Genomic DNA, 23,423 nt, shown 5'->3' with positions numbered 1-23,423 from the left:
AGTAACTATGGCTAATCAGTCTGGATATAAGGCAATGATTGAGCGGGCAATTACGAAAGTTAGAAGAAGTTTATTACTTGAACAAGCAATTGCTTTCTTTGTTCGTGGATCTGCAATTGCGATTGGTGCTGCAACCGCAGTCATTGCTGTATCCAGATTGTTTGTCCTGCCTTATTACACTTTGTATGCATGGAGCGCGGCTTTACTAATAGTGATCATTACGTTTAGCTTGTTTATTAAAAAACGTGTGAAGCGCACGGATGCAGTCCATACATTTGATCGATACTTACCAGATAATCTATTATTGACCGTTTTAGATCAAGAAATTCAAACTTCTGCATTTGGGGGGATTTTACTTGAACGCGTTGGAAAGAGACTTCCACCTGCAGAGAGCTTATTCGCTGCACGCAAAAAGAAAGCAATAGAGTGGAAAATAATTATGGCTGGGGTTGGGGCAACTATGGTATTGACTGCGCTTTTGCTGGTACCCTCTCCCGCACAACAAGAAGCACAAACAATCGTGAAAGAAAACGAAGTCGTGAACGACCTTGTAAAAGAAACAAAGAAACAGCTAACGCGTTCGACAACTCCTGCTGTAAAAAAGAAACTGGAACAGCTTGCATCGGATTTAAAGAAGACGGAAGGATCCGAAAAAGCATTGAAGGAATTCGTGAAAACCCAAAAAGAGTTAAAATTGCAACAAATGCAGTTGCTTGAGAAGAAGAGGAACCAAGAGGGTGGCACGGGCAAAGAAGGATTGTCATCTGAAGAAAAGAAGCAGTTGGAAGAGTTGGAAAAGCTAGCGGGACCTCTTACTGAACAAGCGGACAAAGCATTTCAAGATTTAGCAAGTATCGGTAAAGCTCCATCGATTCCACAATTGGCGGCAGGGCAGTCAAGTGCAGGCGGACAAAAACCAGGATCAGAACGTTCTTCCAATGGAGGGAAAAACTCAACAACTGGAGGACAAAATCCAAATCCAAGTAAGCCATCGTCTGGAACAAACAAACAACCAGGTAGTAAAGGTCAGGGTCAAGGCCAAGGCCAAGGCCAAGGCCAAGGTCAAGGCCAAGGTCAAGGCCAAGGTCAGGGTCAAGGTCAGGGTCAAGGTCAAGGTCAAGGTCAAGGCAAAGGCCAAGGAACGGGCCAAGGGGGGAGAAACTTGCTCTCCATTCCGAACAATCGATTTGGTAACGCATCTGGCATCGATCAAGATGGAGGAAAGCTAGGTGACGGCAAAGCGGTCGACTCCAAAGATAAACAAACAGCCAATGAACGGGGAACAATTCGACCTTATGAGGAAGTTGTAGGTCAATATAAAGATGCTTATTTAAAGCGTACAGAGCAGTTACCTTTATCCCCGGAACTTGAAAAAATCTTAACGGATTATTTTTCATCCATTGAATAATTCAACCTGGAAGGAGCACGTGCTATGAGTGATTTACTGCAACCGTTTGAAGAAATGAGTCAGAAAATGAGCGATGTCCGAAATGAAATTGAAAAATTCATCGTTGGACAGGAAGAAGCAATTGAATACACGCTTCTTTCTATTCTTGCGGATGGGCATGCGCTTCTTGAAGGAGCGCCGGGACTTGGAAAAACAATGCTGATTCGTACGATTAGTGAAGCATTGGATCTGTCCTTTAAACGTATCCAATTCACCCCTGACCTAATGCCTTCAGATATTACAGGTACTACCTTACTAGAGCGGGATGGAGAAGGGCGCCAGAAGTTCACGTTTAACGAGGGACCATTATTCAGTCAGCTCGTACTAGCGGATGAAATCAACCGGGCAACGCCTAAAACGCAAAGTGCATTGCTAGAAGCGATGGGAGAAAAAACAGTGACGGTTTTGGGTAAGACATATCCAATGGAAAAGCCGTTTTTTGTACTCGCCACACAAAACCCGATCGACATGGAAGGTACGTATCCTTTACCAGAGGCGCAGTTGGACCGTTTCCTATGTAAAATCAATTTACTTCATCCCTCTGCAAGCGAATTGAAAGAAATTGTAAAACGCACGACTGGAACTACTATTATTTCAATTCAGAAGGTGATCAGTAGAGAGGAATTACTCCAAGCACAGCAGCTTGTTCGTGAAATCGTTATTGCAGAAGAAATGATTGACTATGCGATTCAACTCATATCAATGACTCATTCTGAAACAAAAGAGGCGGATGAATGGTCCCAATATATCCAGTTCGGAAGTGGCCCCCGTGGCTTGCAAGCAATGATCCGTCTTGCAAAAGCAAGAGCCTTTCTGTCCGGGCGTGTGCACGTATCCATCGGTGATATACGAGCAGTTGCGAAACCAGCTCTTCTACACCGTATTCAGTTGAACTATGAAGCAGAAGCAGAAGGGATTACAAATGAGACGTTCCTGGATCATGTGCTTGCGAGCATGCGGAGGGAGGTAGTCGGTTAATGACTTCTTTCTTTCCATCTAGCTTATCCGCCCGTCTTGGTAGACTCTCATTTGTGCAGCATAGTGGGCGGCTTGGTCATCACAAAGGGAGCCATGTTTCTAAAAAAAAGGGTGCCTCTTTGGAGTTCTCGGATTTTAAGGAATACCATCCTGGTGATGACATCCGTCATATCGACTGGAACGTGTACGCCCGAACGGACTCATATTTCATCAAACAGTTTTTAGATGAACAGGAAATGCGTATTCATATAGTGCTAGATACAAGTAAGTCCATGAACTTTGAAGACAAGTGGAAATTTGCACAACAAGTTTCGATTGGGCTTGGGCAAATCGCATTGAAGAATGGTGATACGGTGTCCATTAGTCGAATGATTAGCGGGAAAAAGCAATTATTTACACGTAAAGGTGCGCGTCAGGCAGGTTCTTGGATGACTTATATTAGTCGCTTTGAACAACCTTCTGAAACAACTGGTTTATTGGATGCAATCCACACAATCCCTAAAGGAACGACTTTGTTATTTGTAGTCACCGATGCATTGGAACCAAATGAACATCTCAATCAGCTGTTTAAACAGCTTTCAACGAGAAGATGTCGGGATGTGCGTGTAATTGCTATCCGTTCGAAATCTGAGATTGCGCCTACGTACCAGGGAGACATTCGATTTATAGACAGTGAAAGTGAAAAGATTTCAGAAGTGACGATGATGCCCTCAATCGAAAACACGTATTTGCTTCAGCAGAAGAAACATCAACTGCGTATGCTGGAAAGTGCAGCGAAATACGGGATTGGCCTGCTAATGATAACACCTCAAACAGGACCTGAAGATGTATTTACGATCCAAATGCGTAGACAAGGTTGGGTACGCTAGAGAGGAGGTGCGTGGATGGGGTTTGCTAGCTTGACGAACTTGTGGACACTGATATTTCCACTAACAGTAGTCGTCTATTATTTATTCAGAAAACGTTTTGAACCGAAAACGATCTCATCTACACTATTTTGGGAGGAAGATCGCCGGGAAGAGAGCGTATCACCATTCATACGTAATTTGCAACGCAATGCTCTATTTTACTTACAGCTGTTAGCGCTTCTATTATTTGTATGGATGCTTCTTGGACCATCCATCAAGCAAACTCAAACTGAAGGCATTCCCCTCGTATTCATCGTCGATAGTTCTGCAACGATGCTAGCAACTCCAAAAGATTCCACACTATTTGAGATGAATCAAAGAGAGATGAAGAACTTACTCGAATCAGCGGAAGGACGCCCTGTTTCCATCGTGATTACAGGGAAGGAACCAGAATTTGCGATACAAAACAGCGATTCTCAATCAGCTATACAGGCAATTGAAGGCTTGTCGGTTCGGTATGAACATAACTATTTGGATACCTCCATTGAGCTTGTGAAGTCAATGTATAGTGAGCACGGAGCAGAAGTTCATATCTTTACGGATGCGTTGGAACGGACGGCATTGATGTATGAAGGTACTACTATGAGTTGGCATGTACATACAAATGACCAAAAACTAAACAACCATTCCATTGTCCGATTTGGGGCGAATCGACGTGAAGAAGGGGTAGTTGCAATTGTAAAGTTGCAGCATGATACAGAGAAAGCACAGCCAGGGACCATTCAATTAAAAGAAGCTGGTACTGAAAAAGTACTTGCTGAGGAAACTTTTAAAGGGGAACCGGGAAGTGAAGAATTGATTTCTTTTAAAAAGATTGAGACGAATGCTTCCGCGCTTCAAGTTGAACTGGTTGGTACTGATGACTATCGTGCTGATAACACCAGCCATGCGTTGCTAACGACTGAACGTGCGAAAGTGGTAGTGGATGCCACGCTTCACGAATTACTAAAAAAAGCTGCACAAGCCATTCAGGAAGAGGTCACAATCGATAATGGTGAACACTTCGATGAAGATGCTATTTTACGAATAACCGGTTCAGAAGGTTTTCTACAAAAAGGGAAACGACCGATTCTTCTAATTGGTAGAGAAGATGCTAAACCAATTGAAGCAAAGGGAGAAGTTTCGGTTACAAATGATCCATTATTTTCAATTGCAGCTCCAAAAGACATGTATGTAGAAGAAATTTATCCCCCTTTTGCAGACTATGAAGTACTTGCGAGAGTTGGTAAAGATCCACTTATCCAACGCTCACCTCGTGGAGATATTATCTTACTTGCAGACTTGGAAGCAACAGACTGGCCGTTGCAACCTACGTTTCCACTTTTCGTCTGGAGTGTCGTAAAATCTTTGGCAGATGACGCTGAAACGCTAGGAGTATTCACTCCACTTCAAAGGAAGTCTGTCGTGATGACGGAAGCTGTAGATATATATGAGTTATCCGGTTCTTATTTGTACACTACAGAGTCAGCAAATACATTACAGGCTCCAGCAATACCTGGCATTTATAAAGCAACAGATGGGACGACTGACAAATTCTTAGCTGTTCAGCTTGATCCCTCTGAAAAAAGTGTAGCGACAGGAGATTCTTATTCAACCGGAAAGTTGGCAACAACAGATGTAAAGAAGGAACAAAAAGTTCCAGTCATCTGGCCATTTCTTCTGCCACTCTTACTGCTATTGCTCATAGAATGGGAGGTGCAGCGACGCCGTGGATATCCGTATTGATCATCCTTTATGGTTGCTATTATTAGTCCCAATTGTTGCCTATATGATTTTCACATGGCGTTCAGTAGAGAGGAAAACACCTAGAGCAGCACTTCTTTTTATACTTCGAGGTGCTTCCGTTCTATTCCTGTTAGCAACACTAGTGTCACCATACCTAGTCCTTTTCAATGAAGAGGAACAGATACTGTTCCTTGCCGATCGTTCAGCTTCAACCTCAGGTACAACAGAAGAAATGGATACATTCATTGAAAAAAGTCTAGGTTCCAAAAAATCCGGTCAAGCGGTAGGACTCTATTCGTTTGCAGGTGATTTTCGGACGGACGCTGCGTTAACGAAAGGTCAAGTGCGCGTACCCGAGGTTGAATCACTGGAAGAAGCAGGAGAAACAGATATTGAGAAGGCTCTTTCCCTAGCGAATGCCATTGGCTCTGCCGAATCCGCAACGCGAATTGTTTTGCTCTCAGATGGATTACAAACTAGAGGAGATGCATTAAGCTACTTACAGAAATTCACAGATAGCCGTGTGCAGATTGATGTTGCGCAGCTGAATCATCAGGTGTTCCCGGATGCAGCCTTAACAAAGTTAGATGTTCCGAGGACTGCTTATGCCGGGCAACAGCAGCTCATGACCATTGAAGTGAATGCATCAGATCGGACAACAGGGACCTTATATTTGTATCAAGACGATCGACCTCTCGGTGAAGAGGATATCGAACTAGTTCCTGGGAAGAACCAATTCACCTACCCGTTACCTGCAGTGAATACAGGTTTAGTAAAGTATGAGGCAAAACTCGTCGTAGAAAATGATCATTTTTTAGAGAATAATCGAATGTTCGCGGCTGTGACTGTACAAGGACAACCATCCGTATTGGTTGTCGAAACTGAGGACCATCCATCGGTAATCCCTGGTCTCCTGGATCAGAACACATTGAACATTACAACACTTCAAGCAAAAGATCTACCTTCAACTTTATCTGGCTATTTACCTTATCAGGCAATCATTTTTGATAATGTGCCGGGCACTCTAGTTGGAGAAGAAAAAATGGCTATGATTGAACAGACAGTGAAGAATTTCGGAACGGGTTTCATGATGACAGGGGGAACCAATAGTTTTGGACTCGGTGGTTATTTCAAAACGCCGATTGAAACTCTTTTGCCAGTTGAAATGGAAGTGAAAGGAAAAGAAGAGCTTCCTTCACTAGGACTTGTGATTGCCATGGACCGATCGGGAAGTATGAGCGGATCGAAGCTAGTCCTTGCGAGGGAAGCTGCCGCACGGTCAGTCGAATTACTTAGAGAAAAAGACACGTTCGGATTTACGGCGTTTGACGATAGTATATGGGAAGTTGTCCCCGTAGGTCCTCTTGATGATAAAAAAGATGTGACTTCGAAGATTTTATCCGTACCTGCTGCCGGGGGGACTAATATTTTCCCTTCAGTTGCAAAAGCATATGAGGATCTGGCAGACCTATCTCTCCAACGGAAACACGTCATTCTCTTAACCGATGGACAATCTTCGATGCCTGCTGGATATCTCGACATTATTGAAGAAGCTAAAAATAACAATACGACGTTATCCACAGTGGGAATCGGTACTGATGCGGACGAATCCTTATTAGAAGAGATGGCAGAAGCAGGTGGTGGACGTTATTATGGTGTTTCTGATGAATCCACCGTTCCTGCAATTTTGTCTCGCGAAACCATAACGATGACCCGGACTTATATCGAAGATGATCCCTTCTATATGAAGCTTGGAAACGTGCCGGAGTGGAATGAGTTATTTGCTCTCGGAGTCCCTCAGATGAATGCCTACATCGCAACGACTGCTAAACCAACAGCTGACGTTGCTGCAATTAGCCCTAAAGAGGATCCAATCATTGCTGAATGGAAATACGGGCTTGGTCGAACTGTTGCATTCACTTCGGATTCATCAGGTCAGTGGTCTGGAGAACTAGCTGCGTGGGAAGCATATCCTGAGTTTTGGAATACGGCAATGAGAAGAATTTTACCTTCCTATAGTTCAGCACCTTATGTACTGACCCAAGGCGATGGCGGGAAATTCACCATTACGGATACGAGTGGAGAATCGGCATTTCTTGAGGTGACTGCGGTGACAGAGGCAGGAGAGGAAATAGAAGTAATTGAAGATCAGACGGCACCTGGTAAAGTAACTATTTCACTCAACTCGACACCTGGTCTTGTTTATCTCAGTGTAAAAGACGATCAAAACCGATTATTTGAGACAGGTGTGACGATTCCTTACAGTGAAGAATATAGACCAAAAGCTCCGAATGAAGACTTGTTAGCGGCAATCACTAAAGAAACAGGTGGAAGGGTATTGGAAAATCCTAATGAGGCATTTCGGTCACTTCCTTATCGTGGTGAAGAGCGGAAATCCATTACAACTTGGCTCTTATTAGGATCCTTGCTCCTATTCTTTGCAGATATCACATTGCGCCGATTCAGTAGATTTGTGCCCGTGTTGAGAAAGAAATCTCCCATTGAAGAAATAGACTCATCAGATCAGACGAGTGTTACTGAACTGCTTAAACAAAAGCGGAAACGATAGATCCATAAAAAAACCAAAGCCCTTTTTAAGTGGCTTTGGTTTTTTTGGAATTCAAGAACGTGTTGCAGCTAATGTATCTGTATTTCTCTTTGCCCATGTAGCGGCTAGTAGGAAGCATGAAAGAAGTATTGCAGTCCCGAGAAAGTACGGAGCTGTCATTTTCCAGTCGAAAACGAAGCCAGCTAATGCGGGGCCAACCATGTTTCCTAAGCTCATGTAAGCATTCATCATTCCTGCTGCATAGCCTTGTTCATTGCCTGCGAGTTTTGAGACCAAAGTATTTACTGCTGGCCTCAATAATGCAGTAGCCGTGGAGAAAATCGTTGCAACTAGCAAGATGGACCAGAACATATTCACAAATGTAATACTGAGCATCGCCACCGCTGCAATGACTAAGTTGATGAGGATGACACGCATTTCACCGAACCGTTTGAATAAGCGATTGATAACAAACGTTTGGATGAGTACACCAACAAATCCACCCACTGTAATGATGACCGCAATCATAAGCGGCGTGTAATTGTATTTAATGCCTACGTAAAGAGAGATGGTCGATTGGAAGTTTGCTAGTCCAAAAGAGAAGACGAACATGACAAGTAAGACGACGAAATAGGGAGTCTTAGATGAGCGTGCGATTTGTTGAAACAAATTCTCGGTTCGTCTTGGCCCATTTTCAGCAGATGGGCTCGGAGCGGGATTGGGTAAAATGTAAAACGACATGACCGCAGCGAATAATGCAGCTCCTGCAGCAAAGTAGAAGGGGAACTGTAACCCGAATTTAGATAGAAAACCTCCAACACCAGGTCCTATCATGAATCCGAGAGACATGGAGGCACCAAGTAAACCCATACCGCGTCCACGTTCTTCAAATGTTGTAATATCCGCAACAAAGGCCATCATCGGAGGAATTAAGAATGCCGAACCGAAACCAGAGAAGAATCGCGCTACAAAGAGCATCCAAAGTTCAGTGGAAAGGCCAAAAGCAAGCTGGGAAACCCCATAAAGAATGAGTCCGAAAATGATGATGTTTTTTCTTCCATGCTTATCTGAAAGTGAACCGGAAATGGGAGAAAATATGAATTGGGCAAATGAGAAAACAGCAATGAGTGATCCGAGGGCAGCACCAGCCACGCCAAACGTTCCTAAGTATTCAGGCATGATTGGAATGATCAGTCCAATTCCTGACATGGTGATGAACATATTGAACATCAGAATATAAATAGCAAAAGAAGTAGATTTAGTGGCCACGCGTGTTCCTCCTTCATATTCAGTTGTATCCTCGTACTAGTTTAGCATACAGCTTGTCTCTACTGTGTTGGGACAGCTTGGACAATTCTAACAATACACATTTCCCTATATTTTCAACTAAGATTGGTAGATAAAGTGTTAATCTTGTCCCAAGGATTGTAAAGGTGCTCATAAAACGGGGATTGTGATCATAAATCGCGAAAGGTGATCATAAACTCCTGAAAGTGATCATAAATTACAGAAAGCGCTCTTAAACCTGGGAAAGTGCTCATAACTCAAGAAAAGTGCTCATAAATTTAAAAAAATGATCATAAGCCATTGAAACTTCTATTCCTCTATCTTCAACCTCCCGCGGTACATAACTTTCGCACCATCCATCTCCACCTCGCGACAAATCAATCCCTTCAAATAAAAAAACAGAAGCGACAATTCGCTTCTGCTGTAACCAAACAACTTACTTCATATTCATCTTAAACTCCAAAAACAACTCATTGTACGTACCAAGCATTTCCAATCCTAAATCTTTATACACTTCCAAGTGCTCCCGGGCCTTTTCATCCGGGTAATACCGTTCATCAGAAACGACCTCTGGGTCTAGGAGGGACAGTGCTTCTTTATTAGGCGTGGAATAACCTACGTAATCCGCATTTTGAGCAGCGACTTCAGGACGTAGCATGAAGTTGATAAACTCGTAAGCCCCGTCGATGTTTTTCACCGTCTTTGGAATCACGATGTTGTCGAACCATAAGTTCGAACCTTCTTCAGGGACCACATATGTGATGTCTTCGTTCTCAGACATCATATCCGCTGCTTGCCCGGACCATATGAGAGAAACGGCTGCTTCGTTATTCATCATCATTTGGGTTACTTCATCCCCGATGACTGCTTTAATATTCGGGCTTAGCGTTTTCAGCTTATCCGTCGCTTCACGAAGTTCGTCAATGTTTGTTGAGTTGAGTGAGTAGCCTAGTGAATTCAAGCTCATCCCGATAACTTCACGTGCACTATCCACCAGAACAGCTTCTTGCTTTAGTGAAGGATCCCACAGGTTATCCCAACTCTCAAATGTTTGACCATCTAACAATGTGGGATTATAAGCAATCCCGAGTGTGCCCCAGAAATAGGGGATGGAATACGTATTGTCGGGGTCAAATGGAAGATCCATGAAATAGGGATCGATATTTTTAATGTTCGGAATCTTGTCGTAATCGAGAGGGATGAGCAAATCTTTTTCTCGCATCATCTCCACCATATACTCTGACGGTACTGTGATGTCGTAGGATGTACCGCCTTGCTCGATTTTCCCCATCATTCCTTCATTGGAATCGAAGGTTTCATAGATGACATTGATGCCTGTTTCTTTTTCAAACTGCTTGATGAGATCAGGGTCAATATATTCACCCCAGTTATAAACGGTCAGTGTATTCCCACCGGATTGCGCACCGCTTTTAGCAAGTTGTGCATTGATGATCATCAGAATGGCTGCTGTTGCCGCAATAAGAATGGCTCCACGTACTAACGCTTTCATCGCTTCAGCCCCCTAGCAGGTGTTTTAGGTCGATTTGTTAGGAAGTAATAGCCCAAAATCAGACCAGCTGTTATTACAAAGATGAGACCAGAGAGTGCATTGATCGTTAACGTGACACCTGTTCTAGCCATCGAGTATATTTCAACGGAAAGTGTCGAGAATCCATTTCCGGTCACAAAGAACGTTACCGCAAAGTCATCCAAAGAATAGGTTAGCGCCAAGAAAAACCCCGCAAAGATCCCAGGTTTAATGAATGGCAAAATGACACGAGACATAATTTCTTTACGAGTAGCGCCAAGGTCGAGTGCAGCATCGATCAGTGTCGGACTCATCTCCTGGAGTTTTGGTAACACCATAATGACGACAATCGGAATACTGAACGCTATATGGGAAAGTAGCACCGAGGCAAATCCGAGTTTGATGCCGACTAGTGTAAACAGAATAAGGAACGAAGCACCGATGATGACGTCAGGACTTACCATAAGAATACTATTCATGGAAAGCATGGCATTCCGCATCGCTTTGTTCTTCATGTAATGGATTGTGATTGCTCCCATCACTCCAATTGCTGTTGATATCAAAGCAGAGAGTAAGGCGACGACTACTGTATTGAGCACAATGATGATGAGCCGTTTATCTTCAAAAACAGCAGCATAATGTTCCCATGTGAAGGACTCGAAATGGGACATCGTGCCACCAGAGTTAAATGAGTAAAAAATCAAATAGAAAATAGGTGCATATAAAACAAGAAAGACAGCTGTTAAATAGATTTTTGGGAGTTTACCGTTTCTTTCCACTTCCAGCCATCCCCCTTTCGTTCGCAGTCGTTAGAAGCAAGATCACTACCATGAATAGAATTAAGAACACTGCAATCGTTGAGCCCATTCCCCAGTTTTGTGTAACGAGGAATTGTTGCTCAATTGCTGTACCTAGCGTTATGACTTTGTTTCCTGCAATGAGTCGGGTGATCATGAACAACGAAAGCGCAGGGATGAATACAACTTGAATCCCGGACTTAACCCCATTAAGGGTTAGTGGCCAGATCACACGTCTGAAAGTAGTCCAAGCATTCGCGCCTAAATCTCGAGAGGCGTCTATCAGCGCAGGATTCAATTTATCCAGAGCATTGAAAATCGGTAATATCATAAATGGAATGAAGATATAAACAGAAACGAAAACGAAACTGAAGTCTGTGAACAAAATCTGTTGTTTCCCAATACCAACAGTTTCAAGTAACGCATTTACCGGTCCATATAACCCCATCAAGCCAATGAACGCATATGTCTTTAACAGTAGATTAATCCACGATGGGATGATGATCAGTAACAGCCACAATTGTTTATGCTTCAATTTCGTTAAAAAATAAGCTGTTGGGTATGAGATTAGCAACGAGAAGAACGTAATGAGAAAAGCATACCAAAATGAGCTCACTGTCAGTTTGAGATAGACAGACGTGAAAAAGTTTTTATAGTTATCGAATGTGAAATTGCCACTTAAATCGAAAAATGAGTAGTACACAATCAGTCCGATCGGTGCAATGACAAAAAGTATAATCCAAAGAGAGTATGGAACCATGGACAAACGAAGGCTAGCGCGATTAGTTTTCATCCGCCGCACCATACGCTTCAAGTCGCGCATCATAGTCTTCTTCGGACTCGTTGAGACGCATGACGTGAATGTTTTCTGGGATAAAGTCTAGACCGATTTGCATGCCAACTTCAGCTTTTTTCGTCGAATGGACGAGCCATTCATTTCCATCTTTGTCGTATGTTGAAATTTCATAGTGCACACCTCGGAAAAGGGAAGTGTCTACTGTAACTGTCAGTTTCCCGGCATCTACTGGCGTAATTTCAATATCTTCCGGTCGAAGCACGATGTCTACTTTCTCATTGGGCTGGAGTCCAGCATCGGCGCATTCAAATCGTTTTCCGTTAAATTCAACAAGGTAGTCTTCGATCATGACGCCAGATACAATATTCGATTCACCGATGAAATCAGCAACGAAACGGTTAATAGGCTCATCGTAAATATCGATTGGTGTACCCGATTGCTGAATTTGTCCAGAGTTCATAACGAAGATTTCGTCGGACATCGCAAGTGCTTCCTCTTGGTCGTGTGTGACAAAAATGAAAGTTTTCCCAAGGCGTTGCTGTAGCTCTCGTAGCTCATACTGCATCGCTGAACGTAGTTTCAAATCTAGTGCAGAAAGGGGTTCATCCAACAATATGACTTCCGGATCGTTGATGATCGCGCGTGCAATTGCGACACGTTGACGTTGACCACCGGACATTTCCGTGATCTCTCGGTTTTCATAACCAGCAAGGTTGACGAACTTAAGTGCTTCTTTCACACGTCGATCCACTTCGGCTTTTTTTACTTTTTTGATGCGTAACCCGAACGCGACGTTTTCATAGACGTTCAAATGAGGGAACAGGGCGTAATCTTGGAAAACGGTGTTCACTTGTCGTTCGTTGGCAGGGGTTTGGTTGACAGATTTCCCATTAAAGTAAATCGTCCCTTCAGAAGGCTCAGAAAATCCAGCGATAAGTCGCAGGATTGTTGTTTTCCCACAGCCGGAAGGACCGAGAAGTGTGTAGAACTTTCCGCGTTCCATTTCAAATGAAACACCATCTAATACAGTTGTGTCTTCGCCGAAGCGTTTGCTGACATTCTCAAAGCGAATGATTGGTTGTGTGGACAATGAGGGTCCCCCTTTTTATAAGTAAGATTCTGTAGCGACGAGTAAGAGCTCGCTGATTCCGTCGTGTGCATTTGAAATGCGGTGCTGGTCTTCTGCAGAATAGTACACTGCATCACCCTCACTTGCTGAATAAATACGAGTTCCGATCTCTATTTCAACGTTCCCTACAAGTACATAGATAAACGTCTCAGAAAGGGAAGGGGCAAACTGTTTCAGCTCTCCTTTATGTGAGAACGTAATATGTACGGGTTCCATTTCGTTTTCGTTGGATCTAGGAATGAGCCAGCGTATTTTGTAATGCAACTCATCGTTTATATACGTTGTTTGGTCTTCTGGTGAGTAAACGACGGGATCACTCTTCTTTGTTTCGTCAAAAAAGTCTTTTGGAGTTGTACCGAGAACTTCGAGCAAGGAGAAAAGCGTTTCGATAGAAGGGGAATTCAAATCCCGTTCTAATTGAGAAATGTAGCCTTTCGTCAAATCAGTGCGTTCACCAAGCTCTTCTTGTGTGAGCCCGCTTTGTAATCGCAGTCGTTTGATTTTGCTGCCGATCTGCATGTGTCATCCTACTTTCATGAAAGTTTAGTATAACTGAACTTCAAGTTTACTTTTAGCATCTTTCATTATACAAAATCATCACAGGAAATCAAGAGTAGATTTAAGCAATAATACTAGTCACTTCTCAATCCAATAATAACTATCTCGCAGGCATTATAAACAAAGAGTGATAACGGGCTTTCGTTGTGTTATTACTAGAGGCGTAGTAGAATAATACCAAAGAAATGGGGGACTCCGATTGGGCGAGAAAATGCTGTTTTATTTTGACCCGGAAGACCGGCACTGGAATAATTTGATGAAGACCGCACTGAATAGTGACATGCAAACGGTAACGGATGGCAGTTCCCGTGTGTTTTTATATCATAATGAAACAATGATCGAATGGTCGGAAATGGCGGATCACTGTGTTCGTTGTATGGGCTCACTCGTTTATAATGAAGAATTCGATTCCGTGTACTGTGCGTCGTGTGATGAATGGCGAGAAGTATCATGCGAAGATCCATCTTGCGACTTTTGTGGTGACAGACCCGCAAAGCCTTCAATGTGCACGGACAGTGAAGAATCATAATTGATCTTCTTCTCAATTACATGACATTTTTCGATAATGATTCTTATGTATGATTCATTCTAATTGATATTCCGACAAGCTTTTGATAAGCTAGAGAAGAATTGAGCGGATGAGAATTCCGCCCAGAAGATAATTGGAGGGATTTTGAATGGTAGAACGCATGGTTGGTAAGCAAGCGCCAAGATTCGAAATGGAAGCTGTAATGACGGACAAGTCATTCGGTAAAGTAAGCCTTGAAGAAAACATGAAAAATGATAAGTGGACTGTATTGTTCTTCTATCCAATGGACTTTACATTTGTCTGCCCGACAGAGATTACTGCAATGTCTGATCGTTTTGACGAGTTTGAAGACCTTGATGCAGAAGTTATCGGTGTATCTACAGACACTATTCACACACATAAAGCTTGGATCAACACAGACCGTAAAGACAATGGTCTTGGAGATTTGAATTACCCACTTGCTGCGGATACAAATCACGAAGTAGCTCGTAACTACGGCGTATTGATCGAAGAAGAAGGAATTGCTTTGCGCGGTCTTTTCATCGTCAACCCAGAAGGTGAAATGCAATACCAAACAGTATTCCACAACAATATTGGTCGCGATGTAGACGAAACACTTCGTGTACTTCAAGCGCTTCAAACTGGCGGTCTTTGCCCAGCAAACTGGCGTCCCGGTCAAGAAACTCTATAATTTCATATATTGAAAATTGATTGAAGTTCCCCGCTCAGCTTTTGCAGCGGGGATTTTTATCCAAGAGGAGGAACTAGCACATGAAATTACGTGAACAATTACCAGAACTATCTGGTGCAACAGCATGGTTGAACGGTGAAGTTACCAAATCTGAACTCGTAGGCGAAAAACCGACACTCATTCACTTTTGGTCAGTGAGCTGTCATATGTGTAAAGAAGCGATGCCAGACGTTAATGCATTTCGTGATAAGTACAAAGACGAATTGAATGTTGTCGCTGTCCATATGCCACGTTCTGAAGATGATGTGGATTTGGAGAACATTAAAGCTGTTGCCGCTGAACACGACATTACACAACCGATTTACGTAGACAGCGAACTTAAACTGAATGATGCATTCGAAAATCAGTACGTACCTGCATATTATGTGTTCGACAAAGACGGTCAGCTTCGTCACTTCCAAGCTGGCGGAAGTGGCATGAAAATGCTTGAAAAGCGCGTAAATCGTGTACTTGATGAAATGAAGAAGTAAGTTTTAAAACCCGACGTCCGTTTTCACGGTCTGTCGGGTTTTCTCGATATTTGAGAGAGTTGAGCTGCTATGGTAAACTTAACGCATTCTTACGTGAATCGGAGAGATGAGATATGAAAAAGGAATTTGTCGTCATCGGCCTTGGCCGCTTTGGTGGGAGTATCGTGAACGAACTAATTGAACTGGATGCTTCTGTTATGGCAATTGACAAATCTCAAGATCGAGTGGATGAGTTTGCTCAAATTGCGACACAAGCAGTTGCAGCGGATACGACCGATGAATCGTCTTTACGATCACTTGGAATTCGTAATTTTGAACATGTTGTCGTTGCAATTGGAGAGAATATTCAAGCCAGTATTTTAACAACGCTGATTCTAAAAGAACTTGGTGTGCAAATGATTACGGTGAAAGCACAAAATGATTATCATGAAAAAGTATTGCGCAAAATTGGGGCAGACCACGTCATTCATCCTGAGCGTGATATGGGACGACGCATTGCGAATCGAATGGTATCAAACGATATTCTCGATTACTTAGAACTATCCGATGAGTATTCAATTGTGGAAATCCGTGCAAACGAAAAACTATCAGGCGCAACATTAATAGACTTGGATATCCGTGCAAAATTCGGTGTCAATATTGTCGCGATTAAACGGGAAGATCACATTTTAGTTTCACCTCAAGCGATAGAAGAGATTCGTTTGAATGATGTACTAATTGTAATTGGATCAGATGTCGATATACATCGCTTCGAGAAAAAAGTATTGCACTAAAAAAAACAGCCTCACCCGGTTGGTTCAATCGGGGAAGGCTGTTTTTATTATACTTCTAAAATTACAGGTAGAATCATAGGTCTACGTTTTGTTTTGTCATATAGATAAGAGCTGAGTGAATCGATGATATCACTTTTTAGTACTCCGATATCAGCTGGTCCAGTCGACAATTTGCGGTGCATTTGACGCGTTAGCATATATTGGGCTTCGTTAATCATCGCGCCAGATTCACGCATGTAAACGAATCCACGTGAAATTAGATCTGGACCTGAAACAACGCGGTTACGTTTCTTATCAATCGTTGCGACGACAATAACAAGACCGTCTTCGGAAAGGTTTTTGCGATCGCGAAGAACGACATTTCCGATATCTCCAATCCCGCTACCATCAATGTAGATGTCACCTGAAGGAACGCGTCCAGCAGGTCGTGCAGTATCTTCAGTAAGCGCAAGGACATCTCCGTTAGACATGATGAAGATATTATCCGGTTCCACATCACATGCAATTGCAAGTTCTTCGTGCATTTTCAGCATTCGATATTCACCATGGATTGGCATGAAGAATTTCGGCTGAATAAGACGTAACATCAGTTTTTGTTCTTCTTGTGAACCGTGACCCGATGTATGGATATTGTTCAGTGCGCCATGAATGACTTCTGCACCGGCGCGGAACAAAGCATTAATCGTCTTATTCACACTTAACGTATTACCTGGAATAGGTGAAGATGAGAAGATGACTGTATCGCCTGGCTGAATCTGAACTTGACGGTGTGTACCGTTAGCAATTCGAGACAATGCAGCCATTGGCTCACCTTGACTGCCTGTACATAAAATCATTACTTCGTTTGCAGGTAAACGATTAATGCTCTGAGCATCTACAAAGAGATCTTTTGGTGCATCGATGTAGCCAAGTTCCCGGCCGATTGTTATCGCGTTATCCATGCTGCGTCCGAAGACAGCAACTTTCCGTCCATGAATTTGTGCAGCTTCAATTACTTGCTGCAAACGGTGGATATTCGACGCAAACGTTGCGAAAATTACACGTCCGTCTACTTTTCTGAAGATATCATTTAAGCTATCCCCAACTTTACGTTCCGACATTGTAAAGTTTGGAACTTCAGCATTAGTACTATCAGAGAGAAGGCAAAGAACACCCTCGCTACCGATTTTAGCCATTTTTGCGAGGTTAGCAGGTTCTCCGACAGGCGTGAAGTCGAATTTAAAATCACCTGTGTGCACGATATTGCCTGAAGGAGTTTTAACAACGACACCATACGCATCGGGAATACTGTGTGTCGTGCGGAAGAATGATACAGCGGTTTTTCGGAATTTGAAAACATCCTCTTCACCAAACTCAATGAGCTTCGTTGAACGAACGAGACCATGTTCTTCAAGCTTGTTGCGTAATAAGCCAAGTGCCAATTTACCACCGTAAACAGGCATATTCACTTGTTTCAATAAGTAAGGGATTCCTCCGATATGATCTTCGTGACCATGTGTGATGAATAATCCTTTAATTTTATCAGCATTTCTTTTCAAATACGTGTAATCAGGAATGACGTAGTCAATTCCGAGTAGATCGTCTTCTGGGAATTTAATACCCGCATCTATCAAGATGATTTCATCTTGAAATTGTACGGCATACGTGTTCTTACCGATTTCACCTAGTCCGCCTAAGGCAAAAACGGCAGTTTCATTATTTTTAATAGACTTCATGTGCATTACACCTGCTCAAGCTCGAAGTGTTCAGAAGCTTGCTCGTATTCGAGATGCTCCCCTTCAAGTTGTTGAATGAATTCAATGTTATAATTACGATTTTGTAACTTTTTGCGTACATCACGTGCAGATTCAGCTTCCACATACAATGTTTGTGTGTTTTCGCGGACAGGTACTTGTACCTTGGTTTCTTGGTAATAAACTTTAAAGATCATGTTGTGCTCTCCTTTTTCTTAACGTTCGATTTTTGGACTGATACTTTTAATAGTACCACGTCATTCATGGAAAATAAAGAAAAGCCCACCTTATGAAGGGTGGGCGTATCAACGTTATGCGATTGACTTTTTACCGAGGATGCCATTCAGCCGTTTTAACAGTTTACGTTTCAGGCGCTTATACATGGCAATATCACTCCTTGTTAAAGAAGTGTAACGTATTTTGAACTTTCTGTCAAGTGTCGATTACTCACCTTCATAAGGAAGTGCATCTGGAATATCTTTATAAGGTGCCTTAGGATCGATATGATCGTAAAACATTATTCCGTTCAGGTGATCAAGCTCGTGCTGGAATGCAATTGCGGGTAGACCTTTCAAGCGCTTTTTGAATTCGTTTCCTTCCGCATCGAATGCTTTTATCGTAATACGTGAGTATCTTGGCACGAACCCTTCCACTTCACGATCGACAGATAGACACCCTTCTCCGGTAGCTAAATACGTTTTTTCTACAGAATGACTGACTATTCTTGGGTTGATCGCCACTAGACTGACATCTTTGTCTTTCTCTTGTTCAATATGCAAAGCGAACATTCTTTTGGGATGATTTACTTGAGGTGCTGCTAATCCAATCCCAGCACGTAGCTCATATTTTTCAGCTATGGCATCGTCTTGACTATTCATGACATATTCTAGTAAATCGGATGCTAGCTGTTTGTCTTCAGCGGAAAGAGGGAATGTTAGCTCTTCAGAACGCATCCGTAGTGTAGGATGCCCTTCTCGTATAATATCTTTCATTAAAATCATGTTGGTGTCTCCTTTTCGTTATAGTGCCTCTTCTTAGTATAATGGAATTAGGAAACGTGTGAAAGGATTTGCTGTTGAACTTTAAAAAGGTAGGGGGAATACAGTGAAAAAATTATTATTAATCATCCCGATGTGCTTGATGCTTTTTGTAGGAGGGTGCACAGAAGCGCAAGATCAAACTCAAAAAGAGTTAGCGGGGCTTTTATCGGATATTCAGGAGTACGAGACCAAAGTTGCAGAGTATGAAAAACAGTTGGCTACTCTAGAGAAAAAGGAACAAATTTTGTTTAATAAAACAGTGGAATTTACTGTGGAAGAAAGAGAACTCATTGAAAGTGGAGTTTCTAGAATGGAAACTTCCCTCGAAGAGAGAAAAAATCTTATAGAAGTAGAACGGGGAGTAATTGATGATGCACAGGAAACAGCTAAACGTCTTGAATCACTCCCAACAGCAACTAGTGATGATGCAGAAGGGGCGATCGCAAAGTTAAAAACTGCCTTATCGAAGAGGTTTGAACTTCATTACGAAGTTATGGATTTGTACAGTGAACTAACGGAAAAACAAAGCGCTCTGTATGAATTATTGATTGAGGAAAATGTAAAACGGGTAGAGTTGGAAGGGGCAACAGTTGCGGTCAATAAACAACGTGCGAAACTTGAGGATGCCATTCTAGTATTCAATCAATCCACAATGGAAGTGAATAGCGCTTTGAAAGAAACGCAACAAGTTGAATTTAAATGATAACTTTCAGTTTATTCTATTATAATACAGAATGATGGTTGTACTAATACAGATGTGGTGAGTAGATAGACGGTTTTTGGTGACGCATACAATCTATATGCTCCATACATTGACCGTTCCTTTACCTTTCAGTATACTGAGTGTGGAAGATTGATTGTATCAATAGAATGTCGCGATTTATCTAATACAGTTAAGAGAAGGAGAGTTGCCGAAATGGCTGCAGAAAAGAACAAGCAGTTCGATCCAACAAGTGTTTTACATGAGATCGAAGAAAAGTTTGAAATGTTCCAGATCCTAAACGAGGACGGAAAGATTGTGAATAAAGAATCAGATCCTAAACTATCGGATGAAGATTTAACAGAACTGATGGAGCGCATGGTGTATACGCGTATTCTAGATCAACGCTCGATTGCTCTGAATCGTCAAGGTCGCCTTGGTTTTTACGCGCCAACAGCAGGTCAAGAAGCATCTCAACTTGCGTCTCATTTTGCTTTAGAAAAAGATGATTTCATTTTACCGGGGTACCGTGATGTTCCTCAACTGATTTTCCATGGCTTGCCGTTACATATGGCGTTCCTTTGGTCTCGTGGGCATTTCTTAGGAAGTGAAATTCCTGAAGGACTTAATATTTTCCCACCACAAATTATTATTGGTGCACAATACGTCCAAGCGGCGGGAGTGGCACTTGGTTTCCAAAAACGCGGCACTAAATCTGTTGTAATGACATACACAGGTGATGGTGGTACATCACAAGGTGATTTCTACGAAGGCCTCAATTTCGCAGGCGCGTTCCGTTCCCCTGCTATTTTCGTTGTGCAAAATAACCAATTTGCAATTTCAACGCCACGTGAAGTGCAGACAGCAGCGAAAACACTTGCACAAAAAGGTATCGCAGCGGGAATCCCAAGTATTCTTGTAGATGGAATGGATCCACTTGCGGTTTATGCGGCTACGAAAGACGCTCGAGAACGCGCAGTGAATGGGGAAGGTCCGACTTTGATAGAAACGATGTGTTACCGATACGGTCCACATACAATGGCAGGCGATGATCCAACTCGTTACCGTACTTCTGATATTGATAACGAATGGGAAAAGCGTGATCCAATCGTTCGTTTCCGTACGTACTTGGAAGGGAAAAAACTATGGAACGAAGAAAAAGAAAATGAAGTAATCGAACGTGCCAAACAAGAAATCAAGGACGCGATTAAACAAGCGGACCAAGCTCCAAAACAAAAGGTGACTGATTTCCTTAAAATTATGTATGCAGGCGATATGCCATACAATCTACAAGAACAGTTTGACATCTACACGGAAAAGGAGTCGAAATAACCGATGGCACAATTGACGATGATCCAAGCAATTACCGATGCAATGCGCACGGAATTGAAAAATGATGAAAACGTGCTCGTGTTTGGTGAGGACGTCGGTAAAAACGGCGGGGTTTTCCGAGCAACCGAAGGTCTTCAAAAAGAATTTGGAGAAGAACGCGTATTTGATACACCACTTGCAGAATCAGGAATTGGTGGTCTTGCAATTGGTCTTGCATTGACAGGCTATCGCCCTGTAATGGAACTGCAATTTTTCGGCTTCTTATTTGAAGTAATGGACTCAGTAAGCGGACAAGCTGCACGTATGTCTTTCCGTAGTGCAGGTAAATTAAAAGCACCAATTACTATCCGCTCACCATTTGGTGGAGGCGTGGCAACACCGGAAATGCACGCAGATAGTCTTGAAGGACTTGTCGCAGCACAACCTGGACTTAAAGTTGTTATTCCATCGACACCATATGATGCTAAAGGACTTCTAATCTCTGCGATTAAAGATGATAATCCTGTGATTTTCTTAGAACATATGAAGTTATACCGCTCATTCCGTCAAGAAGTTCCTGAAGAGGAGTATACGATTCCTTTAGGTAAAGCAGACGTGAAGCGAGAAGGTACGGATCTTTCAATTATCACTTACGGTGCAATGGTTCAAGAAAGTCTGAAAGCAGCAGAAGCACTTGAAAAAGACGGACACTCTGTTGAAGTGGTCGACTTACGGACTATTCAACCGTTAGACGTTGAAACGATTATTGCTTCTGTTGAGAAAACTAATCGAGCAATTGTTGTTCAAGAAGCACAGCGTCAAGCTGGAATTGCTGCAAATGTCGTTTCTGAAATTATGGAGCGAGCTGTGTTGAGTCTTGAAGCACCAGTACTTCGCGTAACTGCACCGGATACAATTTATCCGTTTGCACAAGGTGAAAACACTTGGCTTCCAAAAGCAGATGACATTGTTGCAACAGCGAAAAAAGTACTTGAATTTTAATAGCCAGTCTATTGGACTGAGGAGAGGGTGGATCACGTGGCATATCACTTCCGTTTACCAGATATCGGAGAAGGAATTCATGAAGGTGAAATCGTAAAGTGGTTCGTATCTAAAGGCGACACTATTAACGAAGATGATACACTTCTTGAAGTGCAAAACGACAAATCTGTCGTGGAAATCCCTTCACCTGTATCAGGAACTATAGAAGAAATACTTGTAAGTGAAGGAACAGTAGCAATTGTGGGAGATAAATTGATTCGAATTGACTCTCCAGATCACGAAGATGAGGAAGAAGAGGCGCCTGCGGAAGAAAAACAGGAAGCTAAATCAGAATCTCAAGTTCAAGCTACTGCAGAACAAGGACAACCTGTTGATAAAAAAGAAGTACCAAAAGATGAAGCAGGTGATGCAACAGATGCAACACCTGAGTCAACAGGAGGAACAAAGAGTCAAGATGTTGACCCGAACCGTCGTGTCATCGCAATGCCTTCAGTTCGTAAATTTGCTCGTGAAGAAGGCGTGGATATTCGCCAAGTTGTCGGTTCAGGGAAGAATGGTCGGGTTATCAAAGAAGATATCGAATCATTCAAATCGGGTGGTAACAAATCAGCTCAAACTGAAGCTCAGGAAGATAGCGTTCAAACTGGTGGTCAGGATGAGCAACAGGAACAACAAGCTCAATCATCAGCAGTTACAGTTCCTGAAGGAGACTTCCCAGAAACACGCAAGAAGCTATCACCTATACGTAAGATGATTGCGAAGGCGATGGTTAACTCTAAGCATACTGCTCCTCACGTAACACTTCTTGACGAGGTAGATGTAACTGAATTGGTTGCTCACCGCAAGAAGTTTAAAGAAATTGCAGCTGAACAAGATATTAAACTGACTTACTTGCCATATGTTGTGAAAGCGCTCGTTTCAACATTACGTAAATTCCCGGAATTGAATACATCGTTAGACGATGCGACTGAAGAATTGATACAAAAGCATTACTTCAATATCGGAATTGCAGCAGATACAGATCGTGGTCTTTTAGTACCAGTCATTAAGCATGCTGATCGTAAATCAATGTTTGCAATTTCAAAAGAAATTGCTGATCTTGGTGGTAAAGCCCGCGATGGTAAACTCTCTGCTTCAGAAATGAAGGGAGCTTCCTGCTCGATTACAAACATTGGTTCTGCAGGTGGCCAGTGGTTCACACCAATTATTAATCATCCGGAAGTTGCAATACTAGGAATTGGTCGTATTTCTGAAAAACCGGTGGTTAAAAATGGTGAAATCGTTGCTGCACCTATGTTAGCATTGTCATTAGTGTTTGATCATCGAGTAATCGATGGGGCAACGGGGCAACAAGCGTTGAATCACCTTAAACACTTGCTAGGAAATCCAGAACTTTTATTAATGGAGGCGTAA

At 42.5% G+C, this 23,423-nt stretch carries 22 protein-coding genes; 13 read left to right on the top strand and 9 right to left on the bottom strand.

Going from position 1 to position 23,423, the window contains the following annotated elements; all coding sequences use genetic code 11:
* The first annotated feature begins 7 nt into the window (after window positions 1-7).
* Genes N693_RS0112800 through N693_RS0112780 form a run of 5 tightly spaced genes read left to right on the top strand, consistent with a single transcriptional unit; the run spans window position 8 to window position 7,627 of the window.
* Entirely contained in the window at window positions 8-1,408 is a 1,401-nt protein-coding gene (locus N693_RS0112800) for a hypothetical protein (RefSeq protein ID WP_025785233.1), read from the top strand.
* Between the two features lie 24 nt (window positions 1,409-1,432).
* The gene (locus tag N693_RS0112795) at window positions 1,433-2,425 is read left to right on the top strand and encodes a MoxR family ATPase (protein WP_025785232.1); all 993 of its coding nucleotides are present in this window, start codon (window positions 1,433-1,435) and stop codon (window positions 2,423-2,425) included.
* Window positions 2,425-3,294, top strand: a complete 870-nt coding sequence (locus N693_RS19270; RefSeq protein ID WP_025785231.1) for a DUF58 domain-containing protein — start codon at window positions 2,425-2,427, stop codon at window positions 3,292-3,294. The genes N693_RS0112795 and N693_RS19270 overlap by 1 nt, the downstream gene beginning before the upstream one ends.
* Before the next feature lie 15 nt (window positions 3,295-3,309).
* Window positions 3,310-5,058, top strand: coding sequence for a BatA and WFA domain-containing protein (locus N693_RS0112785; RefSeq protein ID WP_025785230.1), 1,749 nt, complete (start codon window positions 3,310-3,312; stop codon window positions 5,056-5,058).
* Window positions 5,042-7,627, top strand: coding sequence for a VWA domain-containing protein (locus tag N693_RS0112780; protein ID WP_025785229.1), 2,586 nt, complete (start codon window positions 5,042-5,044; stop codon window positions 7,625-7,627). Before N693_RS0112785 ends, N693_RS0112780 begins: the two co-directional genes overlap by 17 nt.
* Before the next feature lie 51 nt (window positions 7,628-7,678).
* Here N693_RS0112780 and N693_RS0112775 read toward each other — a convergent pair whose 3' ends face one another.
* The 6 genes from N693_RS0112775 to N693_RS0112750 all read right to left on the bottom strand — a co-directional run bounded on the left by N693_RS0112775 (window position 7,679) and on the right by N693_RS0112750 (window position 13,662).
* Window positions 7,679-8,875, bottom strand: coding sequence for a tetracycline resistance MFS efflux pump (locus tag N693_RS0112775; RefSeq protein ID WP_025785228.1), 1,197 nt, complete (start codon window positions 8,873-8,875; stop codon window positions 7,679-7,681).
* Window positions 8,876-9,329: 454 nt separating this feature from the next.
* Entirely contained in the window at window positions 9,330-10,403 is a 1,074-nt protein-coding gene (locus N693_RS0112770; RefSeq protein ID WP_025785227.1) for a PotD/PotF family extracellular solute-binding protein, read from the bottom strand.
* Window positions 10,400-11,200, bottom strand: coding sequence for an ABC transporter permease (locus tag N693_RS0112765; protein WP_025785226.1), 801 nt, complete (start codon window positions 11,198-11,200; stop codon window positions 10,400-10,402). Before N693_RS0112765 ends, N693_RS0112770 begins: the two co-directional genes overlap by 4 nt.
* Window positions 11,184-12,011 carry an ABC transporter permease gene (locus tag N693_RS0112760; RefSeq protein ID WP_025785225.1) on the bottom strand — a complete coding sequence of 276 codons (828 nt, stop codon included), beginning with the start codon at window positions 12,009-12,011 and terminating at the stop codon, window positions 11,184-11,186. The genes N693_RS0112765 and N693_RS0112760 overlap by 17 nt, the downstream gene beginning before the upstream one ends.
* Window positions 12,001-13,104 (bottom strand): ABC transporter ATP-binding protein, encoded by a 1,104-nt coding sequence (locus tag N693_RS0112755; RefSeq protein ID WP_025785224.1) that lies wholly within the window; start codon window positions 13,102-13,104, stop codon window positions 12,001-12,003. The genes N693_RS0112760 and N693_RS0112755 overlap by 11 nt, the downstream gene beginning before the upstream one ends.
* Before the next feature lie 15 nt (window positions 13,105-13,119).
* Window positions 13,120-13,662, bottom strand: a complete 543-nt coding sequence (locus tag N693_RS0112750; RefSeq protein ID WP_025785223.1) for a helix-turn-helix domain-containing protein — start codon at window positions 13,660-13,662, stop codon at window positions 13,120-13,122.
* Window positions 13,663-13,900: 238 nt separating this feature from the next.
* Between N693_RS0112750 and N693_RS19700 the strand changes: the two genes are divergently transcribed.
* The 4 genes from N693_RS19700 (at window position 13,901) to N693_RS0112730 (ending at window position 16,224) form a co-directional block, all read left to right on the top strand.
* Entirely contained in the window at window positions 13,901-14,230 is a 330-nt protein-coding gene (locus tag N693_RS19700) for a hypothetical protein (protein ID WP_025785222.1), read from the top strand.
* Window positions 14,231-14,378: 148 nt separating this feature from the next.
* Window positions 14,379-14,921, top strand: coding sequence for a peroxiredoxin (locus tag N693_RS0112740; protein ID WP_025785221.1), 543 nt, complete (start codon window positions 14,379-14,381; stop codon window positions 14,919-14,921).
* Window positions 14,922-15,001: 80 nt separating this feature from the next.
* On the top strand, window positions 15,002-15,451 hold the full coding sequence (locus N693_RS0112735; protein WP_025785220.1) for a redoxin domain-containing protein: 450 nt from the start codon (window positions 15,002-15,004) through the stop codon (window positions 15,449-15,451).
* Window positions 15,452-15,564: 113 nt separating this feature from the next.
* On the top strand, window positions 15,565-16,224 hold the full coding sequence (locus N693_RS0112730; RefSeq protein ID WP_025785219.1) for a TrkA family potassium uptake protein: 660 nt from the start codon (window positions 15,565-15,567) through the stop codon (window positions 16,222-16,224).
* 47 nt (window positions 16,225-16,271) lie between these two features.
* Here the strand turns inward: N693_RS0112730 and rnjA are convergent, their stop codons facing one another.
* The 3 genes from rnjA to def form a co-directional block, all read right to left on the bottom strand.
* A complete protein-coding gene (gene rnjA, locus N693_RS0112725) occupies window positions 16,272-17,939 on the bottom strand; it encodes a ribonuclease J1 (RefSeq protein ID WP_025785218.1) in 1,668 nt (555 codons plus the stop codon).
* 5 nt (window positions 17,940-17,944) lie between these two features.
* Window positions 17,945-18,154: a DNA-dependent RNA polymerase subunit epsilon gene (locus tag N693_RS0112720; RefSeq protein ID WP_025785217.1), complete on the bottom strand. Its 210-nt coding sequence runs from the start codon at window positions 18,152-18,154 to the stop codon at window positions 17,945-17,947.
* Between the two features lie 246 nt (window positions 18,155-18,400).
* Complete coding sequence (def, locus tag N693_RS0112715; protein WP_025785216.1) at window positions 18,401-18,958, bottom strand: peptide deformylase; 558 nt, start codon at window positions 18,956-18,958, stop codon at window positions 18,401-18,403.
* A gap of 103 nt (window positions 18,959-19,061) precedes the next feature.
* Between def and N693_RS0112710 the strand changes: the two genes are divergently transcribed.
* The 4 genes from N693_RS0112710 (at window position 19,062) to N693_RS0112695 (ending at window position 23,423) form a co-directional block, all read left to right on the top strand.
* Window positions 19,062-19,700 carry a YkyA family protein gene (locus tag N693_RS0112710; protein WP_025785215.1) on the top strand — a complete coding sequence of 213 codons (639 nt, stop codon included), beginning with the start codon at window positions 19,062-19,064 and terminating at the stop codon, window positions 19,698-19,700.
* Window positions 19,701-19,913: 213 nt separating this feature from the next.
* Window positions 19,914-21,029 (top strand): pyruvate dehydrogenase (acetyl-transferring) E1 component subunit alpha, encoded by a 1,116-nt coding sequence (gene pdhA / locus N693_RS0112705; RefSeq protein ID WP_025785214.1) that lies wholly within the window; start codon window positions 19,914-19,916, stop codon window positions 21,027-21,029.
* Between the two features lie 3 nt (window positions 21,030-21,032).
* Window positions 21,033-22,010 (top strand): alpha-ketoacid dehydrogenase subunit beta, encoded by a 978-nt coding sequence (locus tag N693_RS0112700; RefSeq protein WP_025785213.1) that lies wholly within the window; start codon window positions 21,033-21,035, stop codon window positions 22,008-22,010.
* A gap of 36 nt (window positions 22,011-22,046) precedes the next feature.
* A complete protein-coding gene (locus N693_RS0112695) occupies window positions 22,047-23,423 on the top strand; it encodes a dihydrolipoamide acetyltransferase family protein (RefSeq protein ID WP_025785212.1) in 1,377 nt (458 codons plus the stop codon).

The organism is Sporosarcina sp. D27 (assembly GCF_000586555.1).
Taxonomy (GTDB): Bacteria; Bacillota; Bacilli; order Bacillales_A; family Planococcaceae; genus Sporosarcina.
Note: the sequence above shows the minus strand (reverse complement) of the source record. Positions and strands in the feature narration are given on the sequence as shown.